This window comes from Nocardia sp. NPDC056541 (assembly GCF_042794235.1).
Lineage (GTDB): Bacteria > Actinomycetota > Actinomycetes > Mycobacteriales > Mycobacteriaceae > Nocardia.
Map to the genome: position 1 here is coordinate 40,007 of NZ_JBHTUD010000011.1, position 15,547 is coordinate 55,553.

15 protein-coding genes are annotated in these 15,547 nt (G+C 63.6%); 6 read left to right on the forward strand and 9 right to left on the reverse strand.

The annotated features are described in order from the left end of the window. The first annotated feature begins 103 nt into the window (after positions 1-103). Positions 104-2,767: a DEAD/DEAH box helicase gene (locus tag ACFQ9R_RS20340; RefSeq protein WP_378992445.1), complete on the forward strand. Its 2,664-nt coding sequence runs from the start codon at positions 104-106 to the stop codon at positions 2,765-2,767. Here the strand turns inward: ACFQ9R_RS20340 and ACFQ9R_RS20345 are convergent. The 6 genes from ACFQ9R_RS20345 to ACFQ9R_RS20370 form a co-directional block, all read right to left on the reverse strand. Then, positions 2,706-3,260, reverse strand: coding sequence for an ATP-grasp domain-containing protein (locus ACFQ9R_RS20345; RefSeq protein WP_378992669.1), 555 nt, complete (start codon positions 3,258-3,260; stop codon positions 2,706-2,708). The two genes, ACFQ9R_RS20340 and ACFQ9R_RS20345, sit on opposite strands and share 62 nt — an antisense overlap. Beyond that, entirely contained in the window at positions 3,143-5,101 is a 1,959-nt protein-coding gene (locus ACFQ9R_RS20350; protein ID WP_378992447.1) for a UvrD-helicase domain-containing protein, read from the reverse strand. Before ACFQ9R_RS20350 ends, ACFQ9R_RS20345 begins: the two co-directional genes overlap by 118 nt. Positions 5,102-5,690: 589 nt before the next feature. Next, positions 5,691-6,773, reverse strand: coding sequence for a HigA family addiction module antitoxin (locus ACFQ9R_RS20355; protein WP_378992448.1), 1,083 nt, complete (start codon positions 6,771-6,773; stop codon positions 5,691-5,693). A 27-nt stretch (positions 6,774-6,800) separates the two neighbouring features. Next, complete coding sequence (locus ACFQ9R_RS20360; protein ID WP_378992449.1) at positions 6,801-7,100, reverse strand: type II toxin-antitoxin system RelE/ParE family toxin; 300 nt, start codon at positions 7,098-7,100, stop codon at positions 6,801-6,803. Positions 7,101-7,392: 292 nt separating this feature from the next. Next, positions 7,393-8,898 carry a hypothetical protein gene (locus tag ACFQ9R_RS20365; RefSeq protein WP_378992450.1) on the reverse strand — a complete coding sequence of 502 codons (1,506 nt, stop codon included), beginning with the start codon at positions 8,896-8,898 and terminating at the stop codon, positions 7,393-7,395. Then, entirely contained in the window at positions 8,895-9,110 is a 216-nt protein-coding gene (locus ACFQ9R_RS20370; RefSeq protein WP_378992452.1) for a hypothetical protein, read from the reverse strand. The genes ACFQ9R_RS20365 and ACFQ9R_RS20370 overlap by 4 nt, the downstream gene beginning before the upstream one ends. Positions 9,111-9,213: 103 nt before the next feature. Between ACFQ9R_RS20370 and ACFQ9R_RS20375 the strand changes: the two genes are divergently transcribed. Then, positions 9,214-9,927 (forward strand): TetR/AcrR family transcriptional regulator, encoded by a 714-nt coding sequence (locus tag ACFQ9R_RS20375; protein WP_378992454.1) that lies wholly within the window; start codon positions 9,214-9,216, stop codon positions 9,925-9,927. 249 nt (positions 9,928-10,176) lie between these two features. On the opposite strand, the gene ACFQ9R_RS20380 is transcribed toward ACFQ9R_RS20375, so the two are convergent. Next, the gene (locus ACFQ9R_RS20380; protein WP_378992456.1) at positions 10,177-11,595 is read right to left on the reverse strand and encodes a WGR domain-containing protein; all 1,419 of its coding nucleotides are present in this window, start codon (positions 11,593-11,595) and stop codon (positions 10,177-10,179) included. Positions 11,596-12,070: 475 nt separating this feature from the next. Between ACFQ9R_RS20380 and ACFQ9R_RS20385 the strand changes: the two genes are divergently transcribed. Continuing rightward, positions 12,071-12,697, forward strand: a complete 627-nt coding sequence (locus ACFQ9R_RS20385) for a hypothetical protein (RefSeq protein ID WP_378636434.1) — start codon at positions 12,071-12,073, stop codon at positions 12,695-12,697. Between the two features lie 10 nt (positions 12,698-12,707). Here the strand turns inward: ACFQ9R_RS20385 and ACFQ9R_RS20390 are convergent, their stop codons facing one another. Continuing rightward, a complete protein-coding gene (locus ACFQ9R_RS20390) occupies positions 12,708-13,295 on the reverse strand; it encodes a TetR/AcrR family transcriptional regulator (protein ID WP_378992458.1) in 588 nt (195 codons plus the stop codon). A 60-nt stretch (positions 13,296-13,355) separates the two neighbouring features. On the opposite strand from ACFQ9R_RS20390, the gene ACFQ9R_RS20395 reads away from it, so the two are divergent. The 3 genes from ACFQ9R_RS20395 (at position 13,356) to ACFQ9R_RS20405 (ending at position 15,157) form a co-directional block, all read left to right on the forward strand. Continuing rightward, positions 13,356-13,769 (forward strand): DUF5360 family protein, encoded by a 414-nt coding sequence (locus ACFQ9R_RS20395; protein ID WP_378992459.1) that lies wholly within the window; start codon positions 13,356-13,358, stop codon positions 13,767-13,769. A 33-nt stretch (positions 13,770-13,802) separates the two neighbouring features. Further along, positions 13,803-14,543 (forward strand): glucose 1-dehydrogenase, encoded by a 741-nt coding sequence (locus ACFQ9R_RS20400; protein ID WP_358117638.1) that lies wholly within the window; start codon positions 13,803-13,805, stop codon positions 14,541-14,543. Positions 14,544-14,623: 80 nt separating this feature from the next. Further along, positions 14,624-15,157, forward strand: coding sequence for a hypothetical protein (locus tag ACFQ9R_RS20405; RefSeq protein WP_378992460.1), 534 nt, complete (start codon positions 14,624-14,626; stop codon positions 15,155-15,157). 47 nt (positions 15,158-15,204) lie between these two features. Here the strand turns inward: ACFQ9R_RS20405 and ACFQ9R_RS20410 are convergent, their stop codons facing one another. Further along, positions 15,205-15,516: a pyrimidine/purine nucleoside phosphorylase gene (locus ACFQ9R_RS20410; protein WP_378992461.1), complete on the reverse strand. Its 312-nt coding sequence runs from the start codon at positions 15,514-15,516 to the stop codon at positions 15,205-15,207. Positions 15,517-15,547: the final 31 nt, after the last annotated feature.

A 15,547-nucleotide genomic window follows, 5' to 3' on the forward strand; every position in this document is an offset into this window, starting at 1 on the left:
GTATCGTTGCCGCCTGGGGTCATCGACCTGAACTGCGCCAACCGATCTGGTCGTGTTCGCTTGGTCCGGCACCGGAATGGGACCAGAGCGAGTTGGCAGGCAGATGAACAAGGATCAACGGACACAGCTCGCCGGAGTCACGCACGCGGTGGCGGGGTGGGTTAGTCAAGCGCGAACCATTATTGAGTATCATGATCAGGTCGCTCGTCTGGCGTCGGAGGCCGTCGCCGCGCTGCGGCGTGAGTGCTGCGCCATTCGCCTCGAAGGCAAAACGGCGTGGCGGGTCATCCCGCTCACCAGCTCACATGGCCACCTTCTTGGCTCGCTCGCGCAATTCCACAATCTGCGGAAGCTGACCGAGTTCGAGCAGCATCTTCTACGTCGGCAGCTGATTGTCGAGGCCGACCAAGCAATTCGTGAGGTGCAGAGTGCATCCGGGTTTCGAAGGTTCTTGCGCAGCAGTGGCAAGCGTGAGGCAAGCCGAAAGTCCGCGGATTTCCTCAACGAGTTCTACGAGTGGGCGGTCCTGAACAATGTCGCATCCCAGCTCGAATCGCTGACGCCGAAGCTCAACACGGTGACAACCGTGCCCATAGCCGACGCACTCGCCGACTGGGTCGGCCTGAGCAGGCAACTCCAAGAGGTCGGAGTCGCGCCACAGCTGTTAGCAGCAAGTTCCGCAGCGGGACTAGCTGCGACCATTTCGACAATTCAGACCGCTGATCAAAGGACACAGGCGCTTCGAGGCAACGCGGTCAATGCCGGTAACAACGTTCGCCAGGCAGAAACCAGGTGCCTGGTAGCGGAGATGCCTGTAGATCGGCTACGAGAGGCAACCCGAGAACGCCTCCAAATCGCCCCGCTGGATAAGGCAGGCATCAAGACTGTCCTTCAGGTTCGAGAGCAGGGGCGTCTTATCGAACGCATACCGGGTGTTGGATCGATGAGCGCGACCCGGATTCTCGGTGCAGCCGAAACCCTGTGGAAGACAACTCTTGATGAAACGCCACCGCGGATCGATCTCAAGACTCGGCCGACCGAAGCAACCCAACTGCTTCGTGCTCTCGCAGTATGGGACGGCATGCGCCGAGGTGCGCCGACGGCCTTAGAGATTGCAGCAGCAAACGCACTGATTCCGCTCGGCCGGACCGTGAATGACCAGACCAGTCATCTGCTCGTCTTCCCGACGAGCCCACACACAGTAGCGGCTCTCGGCGACTTGTTCGTCGATCTTGGACGTCGTGCTCGAGGACTGAGCGCCACCGATGCGCTGGCGGGAACCGGCGTCGGAGGCAGGGCAGTCGGAGACCCATGGGGCGACTTTCAATCTCGTCCTGCAGATTACTTCGCGTTGCTTTCAGAGCTCGGATTCCTAACGGAAGATGAGCGGAAGACGCGAGGTGACCTCCCCGAGGTAATTGTCGAGTCCATTCGAAAATTTGAACTCAATATCGAGTACCTGCTCGCATCGCTACGCGGGTATCAAAGCTTCGGCGCACGGTTTGCGCTTGTGCAGCGGAAGGTTATTATCGGCGACGAGATGGGCCTCGGAAAGACAATTGAAGCACTTGCGGTTCTTGCGCATCTGCGCGCCAAGGGTGATCACCACGCAGTCGTTGTCTGCCCTGCGGCTGTTGTGACGAACTGGGTGAGGGAGATCGCGTCGAAGTCGAGGTTGCGACCGCATCGGATTCATGGCGCGGGTAGGGAAAGTGCAGCACGTAGCTGGATCAATTCTGGCGGTGTTGCCGTTACAACCTACGAAACTTTGGCGTGGTTTGACAGCCGTTTAGCCCAGGTTGGCAAGATCGGATGTGTTGTTGTTGACGAAGCCCACTATATAAAGAACCCGGCGGCGAAAAGGTCACAACGCACGTCCAATCTGATTTCTGCCGCTGACCGGGCGATCCTCCTCACAGGAACGCCGCTGGAGAATCGACTCGATGAGTTCCGCCATCTTGTGGGGTACGTCAGGCCAGAGCTCATCGTCGACGCGGACGAGTTCACGCCATCACGTTTCCGCAAGCAGGTTGCGCCCGCCTACTTGCGCCGAAACCAAGAAGACGTACTTGTGGAGCTTCCTGATCTCGTCGAAGTCAACGAGTGGGTTCCGACCTCGGACGACGACCGCTTGACGTATCGGGCGGCGGTCACGGCTGGAAATTTCATGGCCATGCGGCAAGCCGCGATGTCACAGCGCGGCTCGGGCAAAGTGCAACGGCTTATCGAAATCGTGAGGGAAGCTGAGGAAAACAATCGTAGAGTGCTCGTATTCTCGCACTTCCGCGCGGTATTGGACCTGGTCGCGGCGGCTCTTCCAGGCAAGGTCTACGGGCCTCTCACTGGTTCAGTACCCGCGCGGGCTCGGCAGACGATGGTCGATCAGTTCCAGAAGGCCAAGCACGGATCAGTATTAGTGGCACAGATCGTGGCCGGCGGAGTTGGTCTGAATATCCAGGCGGCATCGGTAGTAGTCATATGCGAGCCACAGCTGAAGCCGACGATCGAATGGCAGGCTATCGCGCGTGCGCACCGAATGGGGCAACTGGAGTCTGTTCAGGTTCATCGGTTGCTCTCGGAAGAAGGCGTCGACCTGCGGATCACCGAGATCTTGGCCCACAAACGCGCGATGTTCGAAGAGTTCGCCAAGAGGAGCGAGACTGCAGGAAGCGCACCAGAGGCATACGACGTCTCGGAAGCCGACCTCACCCGGGACGTGATAGCCAGCGAGCGAGAACGGTTGTTCTCGGCGGGCGCGAAAGTCTGAAACAATCAACTCGTTGCCGGAACTTGTAGACAGCACATGAATACTTCGACGTCGCTAGCATCAGCGGCCCGATCAACTGCATCGGATACACCCCGGCAGGCAGGTCGCTGACCTGCCCATCCCCCACTTCGATCACACGCCACTTCCCATCCACACGACGTGCGATATCAGTCGTGACGAAGCGGCACCCGAGCCGCGAAACGGCCGTGTGCACCGAGGTAAGGTCGGGCTCGGGCCGCGCGCCCGGGTCGTCCGGATGCGGTCCGACCAGTATCGGCTCCCCATCGAGCCACCACACGCGCGCCTCCGATGAGTGATCGCGTGTGCTGGAGCGGGTGATCTCTGTGGCCTGATAGCGCTGACAAACGGCGGTGCTCAGTGGTCGGTGATGTAGGCGAGCCAGGCGTAGTCGCGGGCGCGGGTGATCGCGACCAGTTTCTGCCGTGCGGCCAGTTCCGCGTGATCGCGGGTGGCGCCCCGGACGGTCGCGAATGTCGCTGGTTCGGTAGTGATGTGGAAGACGGCCGCGAAGTCCATGCCTTTGGCGCGGTGGACGGTGCCGACCTTGATCTCCTTCAGCTGTGTGCCGTCGTAATCGTCGAGAGGCATCGTCGGTAGTCCTGCCACCTGCAGTACCTCGCGCAGGTGCTTGGCGTCTTTGTGGGTGTCGACGATGACGGCGATGTCGCCTGGGGGGACGCCGCACTCTTCGACGGCCTGTAAGAAGGCCGTGTCGAGTTCGCCACGGCGTAGATGCAGTTCCACGGTGTGGCCGTCGGGCAGGGTCCCATTGCTTTCGCGCAGGATGAATCCGCGGCCGCCGTCGAGGTCGTCGACTGTGTTGCCCGCCTGGAACTTCTTGGCAAGATCCAGTACGGCGGCGCGGTTTCGGTAGTTCGTTCGCAGCACGCGGCCGCGGCCACCCGCCAAGGGAATCCCGGCGTCGGACAACCGCCAGCCACCGGGGTAGACCTGTTGCTGGCCGTCGCCGACGAGGAGTAGTTGGTCGGAGTCGGTGCCGCCGGCGATCTGATGGACCAATCGCAATTCCATCAGGGTGCAGTCCTGCACCTCGTCGACGACGACCATCGAGAAGCGTTCGCTGTCATCGAGCGGCCGCAGCCGGATCTCATCGATCGCCAGCGCGATGATGTCGTTGAAGTCGTGTAGGTGACGTTTCCGTAGTCGTGACTGGTAGGGGAGGTACAGGTTTTCCCAGATATAGGCCCGCTGGCGGCTGTCGAGGCGGACTCCGTCGCGTCCGGATCGCGCGATGGCCTGGTATTCGTCCAGCGAGGTCAGGCCGCGTCCCTTGATGACTCGCTTGATCTCGTCGGCCCAGTAGTTGTGGTTGGTGGCCTCGTAGCCGTCGAGTCTATGGCGGACACCGATCCACGCGCGCGCCATCGCGTCTTCGGCCGCCTCTACCCCCAGGTTGAAGACGACTTCGCGGGAATTGAGGAAGGCGGTGGTCCATGCGTGCAGACCGAGGAAGGTCGCCCGGTCGGCGACAATCGGGGCGATCCGGGCGAAGCTGGACTGGTGGTAGGTGGGCAGGGTGCGCACGAAGGTTGTGAACAGTAGGCGTCCCGGGTTGCGTTTGGCGAAATGCGCCATCCGGTGCAGTGCCACCACGGATTTGCCGGTTCCGGCGGGGCCACTGAAGCGGGCCGGGCCGGTGAACTTTGCGTGCACAAGGGCGAGCTGGTCGGGGTCGAGGAAGGTGACCCAGTCGCGAAACTGGCGCGTCAGGGAGTTCGACCGGGAGTCCTCGTCCAGGCTCGCGCGATCGAAGAGGCCTTCGCTGGATACCGGATCCGGTGTCGGCGCGTCATCGGTGCAGATCCAAGTGCCCGTACCTATCCGTGCCGCGACCGTGGCGGCAATGGCGCCGGCCCGGTGGCGGGTCAGCAGCCGGTCGCGTGCCAGCACGGTGTCGCGGATCGTGGATTCGTCTGCGGTGATGAAAGAATCGTGGGCCTCGGTGGTGATTCGATGCGGCATGAGCAGTACCACCTCGAGGGTGTGCGGGACGAACTGACCGCGTTCGACCAGCAGGCTGGCGAAGAGCTCCTCGGCGGTCCGGCGGATCTCACGCAGAATCCGGGCGGTCGGCACGTTCTCGGCGAAGACCAGGACGAACACGCCGGTTCGGCCGATCGCGACAGCCGCCGACCGGTCCGGGCGGGGTGTCGCCGGATCGAGTAGCAGATGCCAGCCTTGTTCGATCAAGATGACCGAGAGGAAGCGGCGTTGTGAGGCGGTGAGCTGTGGGTGCGCGGCGAGTTGCTCGGCAGCCCATTCGGCACGGCGTTGTCTGCTGATGTCGGACATGATTCCCCCGATTCGTCCGCGACACAGTGTGTAATCCCTTGTCTGCCAACATAGTTGATAGCCAGGCCGGATCGCAGAGGATTCGCGTGGCGTGATACGCGCTGGACATGACGAAGATGGCGATCTGGGCGGGATCACCACTGTGTTGCGGTCGGATCAGTCGAAGTGGCAGGCGTGGTGCATGACTGCGATCGCGAATGAGCTCCACCCCGGGGTTTGCGGCCGTTGCTGCGATTCTTCCTCTCGATTGCTCCGATTGCGCTGCGCCGATGTCGCTTCGCGAAGGACCCGCGTTCGAAGAAGGAAATCTAATAGCCTTGGTGGTGCCCGAAGGCGAAACCAGTCATTTGGGCCAAGGTCCTCACCGGCGATGTCTATGGCCGCGTCACTGGAATCAAGCATCGGGCCGAAAGGTATGGGGTGCTCCGGAATAGGTTGATCAGCTCCATCGCCCGCCTGCTCATCGACCCCCGAAATGGCTATGAGCAAGACCGACAAGGTTGCTGTTTGAGCTGCCGTACGGTCGCATCGTCAGTTCCTGCGGATGCTGATGGGTGCCGTGCTCGTGCGGTTGTGGCAAGACCGTCACCTACGACCACGCGCTGAGGTATCCGCGCACGTTCGGCGTCAACTCACGTAGGTGCGTCCAGGGCAAGATCTGCTGGTATTGCAGTCTTCCCACGATCAGACCCGGATGAACGCCCATTTCTGATGCACGCTGGACCACGGCTCGTTTGGAAATCGGCGGGAAGAGATCGATTCTATCCGGCAGGGCCCAGCGCATCGCGGTACGGTCTGCGTCGCGTTCTGCTTGGTTTTCTGTGGCCGCACAGACATCAGAATCCAATGTAATGCCCTCGGCCAAATGATCGAGATGTAGATGTGCAAGTTCGTGGAGAAGCGTGAATACCACGCTGTCAATGCGCTGAATGCGACCTGAAATACCGATTACGGGAGTACCCGAGTCGTCGAGGTAGGCGCCGCCGTCTATTTTGCCCGATTTGAAAGGTTGAACGTAGAGCAAGCGAATACCGAATTGTGCGAATAGTTCTGGCAATCGGACCAAGCTGGCTGGATCCTGCGCTCGCCGGACCACCTCCGAAGCAAGCGCGGAAACATCACCGACTTCGGGCAGTGGGGATGTACGTCGCAGTGCCTCCCGGCGTACACACGCGATCCATGCCAGTTGCGGCGGTGAGATCGGTGCGGTCTCCTCGGAACGGCGTGCGGCGAGCGTGATGGGTGGCGGGGCTTCGAGGTCCGTCGCCTGCAGGAGGTCGAGGACCGCAGCTTCCTCTGCGTCGAGGTCGGCCCCGGCTGGGATGATTCCTCGCCTGCGCAACTCGGGCATCGGGACAAGTTTGGCGAGGCGGGCGCGGCGCGAAACCGCCGTTGTGCCTACCTGGTTCGGGATCCTTGACAGTTGCCACAGTCGATAGGTGTTCTGGAGTCGGAGCCAGGTGCTTGCCTCGGTGTCGGTCGCGGCGGCGATCTCGAGTGCGGTTTCCGCGGTGATCTCTTTACGTCCGTTGAGGATCTCGGAGATCGCCTGCTGGGGGCGCCCGACAATCTGCGCAAACTCGGAAACGGTCCAGCCCCGAGCTTCGATTTCGTCCCGGAGGTAGTCACCCGCAGGGAATGCCTGCGCAGGTAGCCCTCTGTATTCGTTCATGGTTTTCAGGCCTCCCCTCGCGGCGGATCAGTGGTAGTCGCACAGTTCGAGGATCAAAACTGTGCGTCCTATGTCATCAGTCTCGAACTGTAGGATCAGTCGCCATTTTCGCGTCAGTCTGATCGAGTACTGCCCCTGCCGATCGCCCTTGAGCTTCTCTAGATTCAACGAGCGGAAGTTCCGTAGTTCCAGTTCGCTGGACGCAGCCTCGAGCAGTTGAACCTTCCTCCGGAAGGCTGTCACTGCCTCGGGGGCTAGCCCGTTGATTCGGAATGTCTCGCTTTCCCATAGGGAACGAAGTTCAGCTTTCGCGAACTCGAGTCGCACTCCGCTCCTCCTTCATCACCCTACAGGTGATGGCGACTCTACACGCGTGGTTTGCTGACATGAAATCGAATCTTGACCTCGACGGACTCGCCGCGCTGGCTGTTGCGTCGGCTCCGGCGTGCCACCATGCGCAGTCGGCACAGGGCACCAGTGCGTTCGGTCGCCGGCGGCGCGGCTACTCCGTGGAGTGCGGGACAGCGAGCGGCTTCGCTGATGGCTGACCGCTCGTCACGCAGGGTGGCAAGGGGCGCCGGCCGGTGTTGCCCGCGCTGGATTTCGCTCGAACGCAATTTCAGGTTGCGAGTTGGGTGCTGATTGTGCGGAGTCCGCAGAGGGTCGCTTGTTCTGCCAGCGAGGTGCGCAGGTCGGCGGAGAGCTCGGTTCGGATGTGGGACAGGGCTTCCCACGTTGGTAGATCGGCGGTGGTGAGGGTGGCTATCAGGGACTCGAGGTCGGGGATCGTCTCGATGAGGGCGAACGAGCGGGCTCGATCGGGGGCGGGCTGGCGGATGACGAGATCCAGGAGGGTTGTGGGGGAAGCGGTGGTGCTGGCGCGGACCGCGGCGCGGAATTCATCGTCGGTAAGGGTGGTGATGACGGTGGCAAGGGTGTCGTGCGTTGCGGTTGGGAGAGCGGAGAGAAGGGGGAGGGCTTCGGGCCAGAGGTTGTGGGTGGCGGTGGCTTCTATGGCGGCTGTGAGGTAGGCGGGGCGGTGCATTACTGGGAGGGAGGCCAGGCGTTTGCGGTCCGGGGTGGAGAGGGCGAGGGCTACTGGGAGGAGGGTGGGCCAGTGGTTTTCGGTGTGGGCTTGTTCTATGAGGGTGGTTAGGGAGTCGTCGGGTTCTGTGGCTACTCGGGCGGCGACGGTGTGGAGTTGGGTGGGGGAGAGGTGGGTGGCTAGGGGGAGTAGGGAGAGCCAGAGGTTTTGGGTTAGGGCAAGGTCGGCGATTTTGGTGAGGAGGGTGGGGTTTTGCATGGCTGGGCGTTGGGCCAGGCGTTGGAGGGGTTCTGGGGCCATGCCTGCTGCTACGGGGAGGAGGGTGTCCCAGGCGTCGACTTCTTCTACTGCGGCGAGTAGGCCGTCGATGACTTCGTCGTCTTGGGCGGCTACGACGTTGGCGAGTTTGGAGCGTTCGGTGGGGCCGAGGAGGGCTAGCAGGGTGATTGCTTTGGGCCATTCGTCGGCGTCGTGGGTTGCGCGGATGACGCCGGGGACTCGATCGGTGACGATGGTGAGGAGGCGGTCGGCTGCTGAGGTTTCCTCGAGGTAGTAGCCGACCTGGAGGATGTCGAGGTCGGAGGCGTGGGGGAGGGCTGCGCGCAGGACCGAGTCGGGGACTGAGCCTGCGAGGTTGCCCATTGTCAGGTAGTCGCCGCGGCTGATCAATTCGCTGGCGACGGCTGCTGCCATCGGGCCGGGTACCTGGGCGATCAGTTCGACTGCTCGGCGGGGGTCGAGGGTGAGGGTGGCGTCGGCCAGGAAACTGGGGGAGAGGGCGCTGGCGATGGCTACGGCGCGGGTTGGGTCGACGGAGCCGGCGAGTGCGGCGGCGAGGACGGGGCCGAAGGCGGCTTCGGTGATCTTGGCGGCGATGGGGGCGGGGACCAGTTTGGCGGCGGCGCCGACTCGCTGCATGCGGCGGGCTTCGCGGCGGGCGGTGAGATCGGTGATCTGGTCGCGGAATTCGCGGAGGGCCGCGGGTGGGAGGGTGGCGAGGAAGGCCAGGTCGGCGGGGTCTCGGTCGAGGACGCGGGCCAGTTTGGCTAGTTCGACGGTGGTGTGGTGGGTCGCGGTCATAGTCCGAGCACCTTCTTCACGGCGGGGCGGGCCAGGCGGGGGATGAGGCGCATGCCGGTGTCGAGGGCGTCGTCGAGGGCGGCCTTGCGGTGGTCGAGGGCGGCGCGGACGTAGTTGTCGAGGAGTGCCAGCTCGTCGGGGGTGAGGGCGGCGAAGTCGGGTGGCGGTGGGGCGCCGAGTGTTGCGGTGAGTTGGCGCAGGGCATCCGACACGGACCGTCTCCTTCGATGCGATGTCCGGAAGTTCGTACTGCCGGTACGAACAACGATACTGCCGGTACGCGGTGCCTTCTGTAAAGAGCAGTTCACCTGTGTTGTGTGGAAAAACCCGATCGTACTGCTGGTACGTGTATCGTTCTCGACCGTGACCCGCGCCAGTCGACGACCTCCGCCGGTGAGCCGGGATGTCATCGTCGACGCCGCGATTCGCGTGCTCGATCGAGACGGGCCTCATCCGAGTATGGATGCGTTCGCGGTCGAGGCCGGGATCACGAAGCCGCGGCTGTATCGGCAGTTCACCGACAAAGGTGACCTCTATGCGGCCATCGGTGCTCGATTCGCCGACTCCGCGTTCGCCGCGACGGGAACCGATCTGACCCTGCTGTTGCAGCCGCCCAACGTCGCTATCGATCGCGCGCTCTCTGACTATGCCGTCGGAATTCTGGCCCACCCCAATGTTTTCCGTTTCCTGACGCAGACTAGTGCGAATCGTGAGGGCGCGACAGGCCAGTACGACCTCGCCAGTGCGGTGGCGGGTCGCTTCGCGGAAAGGGCTCGGGCGGTGGCGGATTCGATTCCCCTGGATGCCGAGGGAATCGAATATCTGGCGCGGGCGATCGTCGGTGTGATGATCGTGCTGACCGATCTGTGGCTGAGTGACGCGAAACCGGATTCCGCAGAATTCATCAGCAGGGTGCACGAATTGGTGTGGGGGATGATCGATGCGTTTCTGCGCGGGCGGGGGATCACGGCGGAACCGGGGGTGCCGATCTTCGTCACTTTGGCGGCATTGAGCCCGGACGAAGCCTGAGACACGCGACACGAGACCGGACACAACCGGCGGCATCGGCACTCGGTGTTGTAGCTGACCGGTCCGACTACGCAGCCCGCCGCCGGCCACAGCCGTCACCTCGTGACTGGCGGACGATAGTCGTTCGTGGCTGGCGGTGAGGCTGCGACGTCGGGCGTGTGTTCCGATTCGGTGATCGGAGTCCAGGTCATCGTCGTCGGCTAGTCGATGGGATGGGTGGTGACCTGTCGGGTTGGGCCGCTGGGGGACTCAGCCCAGGCGGCGGATGTCGCCGCGGACTCGGTAGAAGCCGCCGCGGGCGGATTCGGAGACCGCGTCGACGACGTAGCGGGCGCCGGCGAGGCGGATGTCGCGGGGGAATTGGACGTTCCAGCCGGGGTCGTAGCCGGGGGAGATGACGTGGACGCGCAGGGAGTCGCCGTGTTGGAGGCATTCGACGATGACTCCGGTGCCGACGTCGGTGGTGAGTTCGAGGGTGGTGCTGGGGGCTACGGCGGAGAATTCGGGGGCTTTCACCGAGCGGGTGGTGGGCAGGACGCCCTGGTCGGCGTCGCGGATGGCGGATTCGCTGACGTCTAGGCAGGACAGGGCGCCGGAGGTGGTGACCAGGTAGAGCTTCTCGTCGTGGTACTGCATGGAGTAGGCGGAGCCGCAGCCGGTGGCGAGTTTCCACAGGCGGGTGCCGGTGGCGTCGAAGCAGTAGACCGAGGAGTGGGAGTCGCCCGCGAAGACATAGCGGCCGTCGGGGGAGGCGGCGCAGGAGAAGACGGCGGCGTCGCACTGGTAGGTGCGGGTGGCGGTGCCCTGCTTGGTGATTTCCTCGACCTGGTTGTGGGAGGTGCCCGCGTAGACGGTGTCGGATTCCTGCCAGCCGAACAGGACCGCGCCGCGGGTGGACGAATTCCACTGGGAGCGGCCGGTTTCCAGGTGGTACTTGGTGACGCCGGCGCTGTGGCCGTGGTAGACGCCGGTGGGGTCGACGCGGACCATCCAGCCGGAGTTGCCCTTGCTGCGCGCGGACCAGAGGGATTCCTCTTCGTGGTCGATGACGGTCAGGCCGCCCGCGGAGTCGGAGGCGGCGAGGATGCCGTCGTGGATGTCGAGCCAGTAGACGTCGTCGGCGGAGACGTCGTAGGCGGCGCGGGGGACCTTGCCGGACAGGTCGTAGACGCGGCCGTCGTCGCAGCCCGCGTAGATCCAGAAGTCGTCGGCGACGATGCATTTGACCGCGTCGGGCAGTCTGTAGCTGTTGGTGACGACGCCGGCGGGGGAGAGGGTGAAGACCTCGCCGTCCTCGTTGCCGACCCAGCAGCGCTGCTCGTCGACGAAGATGCCGAAGGCGGCGGCGCCGGAATCGAAACGCCACAGCACGGGGGCCGACTTGGCGGTGGAGCGCTGGCTGGTGATGCTGCGGCGGGTGACGGTGCGGCGTTCGCGCGCGCCCATGACGGCGGGGGCGTAGCCCTTGCGAACCTTCTCACCGATCTTTTTCTGCGCGGCCGACTTCGCCTTGTCCTCGGTGGCGAAGGAGCTCGCTTTGGACTGACCCTGCTCGCCGATGCGTCCGTAGCGGATATTGACGTTCGTTCCGGTGACGACTACCTCGTAGAACTTGTGCGAGGAGCCCGCGTCGTCGGACAGTTCGAGATAGGTGGTTTCGGCGGTCATGCGTCCTCGCTGAGCTCGTGGAGATCGAATGCACGAAAAGTAGCAAGGGGCACCGACATTCGGTGTGGTGCTCGTCAGAGGTGGTATATCCGGCAGCCGGTGGGGTGGACGGATGCAGTCCGAGTGCGCTGGACCGCTGCCCGGCGAACAAGCCGATAGCGCGCGTCGGCAGTTCGACCCGACTACAGAATCCGGCTCCCAGATGGTGGGATCGAAGGGTTTCCACGCAGACGCGGGATCGCGGAGGACCTCGCGATGCCGATCCTTGACGGGTTGGTCCCGGAGAGGTGCGAAACCACTGCGCCGATCATCGCGACAGGCCGTCTTTGTAACGACACGCGGCGAAAGGATTGCGGGATCGCGCTGGGTGATAGATGCTGGTCCAACTGTTGGTGCGTATCTGGGCGTGACTTTTCCGCGACCATTTCGTAATCTTACGGTGACCTGCTCTCGACAATGACTGGTGATAGACAACGTGACTGCTTCGCATCGCAAACCGTCGGCTCCCAAGAGTCGGCTGCCGCTGGCCGTATGCAGTCTCGCGGCGACTGTTCCCGGCATGTTGATGATGGTGATGCGGCCGGGTGCGCAGGTCGAGGCGGTGGCTTCGGTCGAACCGCTGTCGACGTCGGCCATCGAGGTCGACCCGATCGCCGCCGCGCCGACGCACGATGCGCCGCAGCCGGGGCCGATCGTCCGGGCGGATGACGAGATGGCGGCGTTGTCGGCACTGAAGGTGAAGGTGTTGTGCGGGACGGAGTTCAACGGGACTCTGCCGCATGTGGCGCAGGTCGGTAACCTGCTGCAGAAGATGTTCGGGGTCTCCGACATCGGTGGTGCGCACGGTCGCTATGACGGTGACCATGGCGCGGGGCAAGCACTCGATGTGATGACGGGCAACCTTGCTCTGGGCAACACCATCGCCGACTTCGTGCTGGCCAACAAGGCGCGCTTCGGTGTCACCTACGTGATCTGGCAGCAGCGATACAACGACGGCAACGGCTGGTCCTACATGGAGGATCGCGGCAGCCCGACGCAGAACCACTATGACCACGTGCACATTTCGTTCGAGTCGTCGGGCGCGACCAACATCGCCTGCTGATTGCGCGAAGTCAGGATTTCATCTCGAGCACGGCCAGAATCGGTTCGGCCTGGTTTCGCAGGAGTTCCAGCTGACGGTCCGGGGGGAATCGTTCGGGGTCGAAGACTGCCTGGATACCGATGCCGTCGATGAGGATCGTGAGGGATTCGGCCGCGTTGCCGAGGTCGGGGCCCGGCCGGTAGCCGACGGAGGTCAGGACCAGTTCGAGTGCCTCGCGCCAGGCTCGGTAACGCGCGCGTTGTTCGCCGGCGAGCTCGGGGTCGTGGGTGGCCCAGTCCCAGAAGGCGATCCACACCTGCCATTCGACGCGACGGGTTCGGTCCATCGGCAGGCACTGGCTCAGTAGCTCGTACAGATCGGCGGACTCGGGGGCCATGCGGGTCACACGGTCCGCGACAGCGGTGGATGCCGCGCCGAGCGCCGCCCGCAGCACAGCGCGTTTGTCCGCGAAGTAGTGCACGACCATGCCGGTGGTGCATCCGGCCTCGGCCGCGATGTCGCGGACGGTGGTGTGCGCCAAGCCTTTGGTGGCGATGACCTGGCACGCCGCAGCGCTGATCGCGCGGCGACGCTCTTCGTGATCGACGATTTTCGGCATTGACACGAGAGTTTACATACCCGGTATTATGTAACCGTGGTTATGCAAAAACTGCGAGTCGTGAAGCGAGTGATGTTGGTGACCGACCTGGGCTTCCTCGCCTACTGGGTCGTCACCGCGCTGGGGCTGATCAGTGTCGGGTCGGATGAGTTTCTCCAGCAGTGGAACTGGTCGTTTCTCGGACTCGATGCCGCGGCGATCGGGTTGGGGCTGGCCGGGCTCGCGCTCGGCAGGCGCTCGGCCTACTCGATCCCGCTGATCATCGTGTCGTTGTCGCTGACCTCCGCCGCAGGGCTGATGGCGCTGAACTTCTACGTGATTCGGGGCGAGTACAGCCTGATGTGGTGGATTCCCAACCTCTGGCTGTTTCTGTTTCCGGTCGTGGCGCTCGCCGGGATCGTCCGCGCAGGAAGCGAAATTGGAACGCGTTCTAGCAATACTGTCCGTCGGGTGGGCTGTCCTCCTACGGTGTGAGGAGGTTCGGTTTCTACGAAGGAGAATGCGGATATGGGACGGTTGGCCGGCAAGGTTGCGGTGATCAGTGGTGGTGCGCGCGGGATGGGGGCGGCGCATGCTCGGCGGTTCGTCGCCGAGGGGGCCTCGGTGGTGATCGGGGACGTGCTCGATGACGAAGGCGCCACGGTGGCAAAGGAACTCGGGGACGCGGTGGCCTATCGCCATCTCGATGTTCGTGAGCCGGAGCAGTGGGCGGGGATCGTGGCTGCCGCGGTCGAGGAGTTCGGTGGGCTGCATGTGCTGGTGAACAATGCGGGGATCGTCAATGGGAATCTGCTGGTGGACTTCGCGTTGGACGAGTGGCAGCGGATCATCGATATCAATCTGACCGGGACGTTTCTCGGGATGCAGGCGGCCGTTCCGGCGATGAAGGAAGCCGGTGGCGGGTCGATTGTGAACATCTCCTCGGTCGAGGGGATGCGGGGAAGTCCTGGTCTGCACGGGTACACGGCGACGAAGTTCGCGGTGCGTGGGCTCACCAAGTCGGCGGCGCTGGAGCTCGCGCCGCAGGGAATTCGGGTGAATTCGGTGCATCCGGGCCTGATTTCCACGCCGATGACCGAGGGGATCCCGGCGGACTTCCTGCAGATTCCGCTCGCGCGGGCGGCCGAGCCGGATGAGGTGTCGGCGCTGGTGGCGTATCTGGCCTCCGACGAGTCCTCGTATTCGACCGGCGCGGAGTTCGTAGTGGACGGCGGTCTCACTGTCGGCGTACCGCACAAAAGCTTCTGACCTGGCGCGCAGAGCGTTACGGGCGATCTACTCGCCCGAACGGGTGATTTCGGCGCGCGAAAGCGAGGAAGATGGAAGGTATGGCCCCCAACAGTGCGAAATATCTGATCAGCAACGGCACCGACGACCGGGTGTCGCTTTTCGATGACGGGCGCGTGAAGGTCTGGTCGACCACCCATTTGTGGACCGAAGAAGCTCGCGTGCGGCACAACGCCCTCGGCGAGACCGTGCTGCTCGGCATCGGGCGCACCCTCGGTGAGCCCGGCCCCGTGGATCGGCGCCAGCAGTGTGACGCGGAGTTCGAGCTCGACCCGGAGAAGGGTCACACGGTGGCTGCCACCGTCGGCGCGGACAACGGGACGTTCGTGCAGTTCTTCCATGACGGCAAGATCGCGGTCGGCAACGACGGCCGCGATGTGGCGACGGTGTTCAACGCCGGCCGGGAAACGACGTCGGCTCGCGGGACGACCGGTGTCGGTGGGTCGGTGATGGTCACCTTCGGTGGCAGCTACCGACCGAGGACCAAGCGCGAGAGTGACTTTCAGGTGGAATTGAGCGAGGCCACGGCCCCGCGGCCCAACCGGCTGTACAAGGACGAGTTCCTGGTGAAGTAGATCCGGCGAACCGGGGCGACCGATCTGGTCGCCCCGGCTCCGGTTCGTCAGCCGTAGTAGCAGACGTAGTGCAGGGTGTCGACGACCTCGATGTCGAACGAGCTGTCGCCGGGGACCTTGAACGACTCGCCCGCACGGTAGGTGATGGGCTCGGTCGTACCGGCCAAGGTCACGTTGGCCTCACCCGCGACCAGCTCCATGATCTCCGGAGCATTGGTGGTGAAGGTGAGCGACGACGGCTGGATCACGCCGACCGACACCGAGGCGCCATCGGGCAACTCGAGGCTGTAGCTGACGCACTTGCCGTCGAAGTAGACGTTGGCCTTCTTGCTGACGGAGACGTTCTCGAACTTCGACATGGGTCCTTCCGAGGGGGTGAGGGGACCCTTA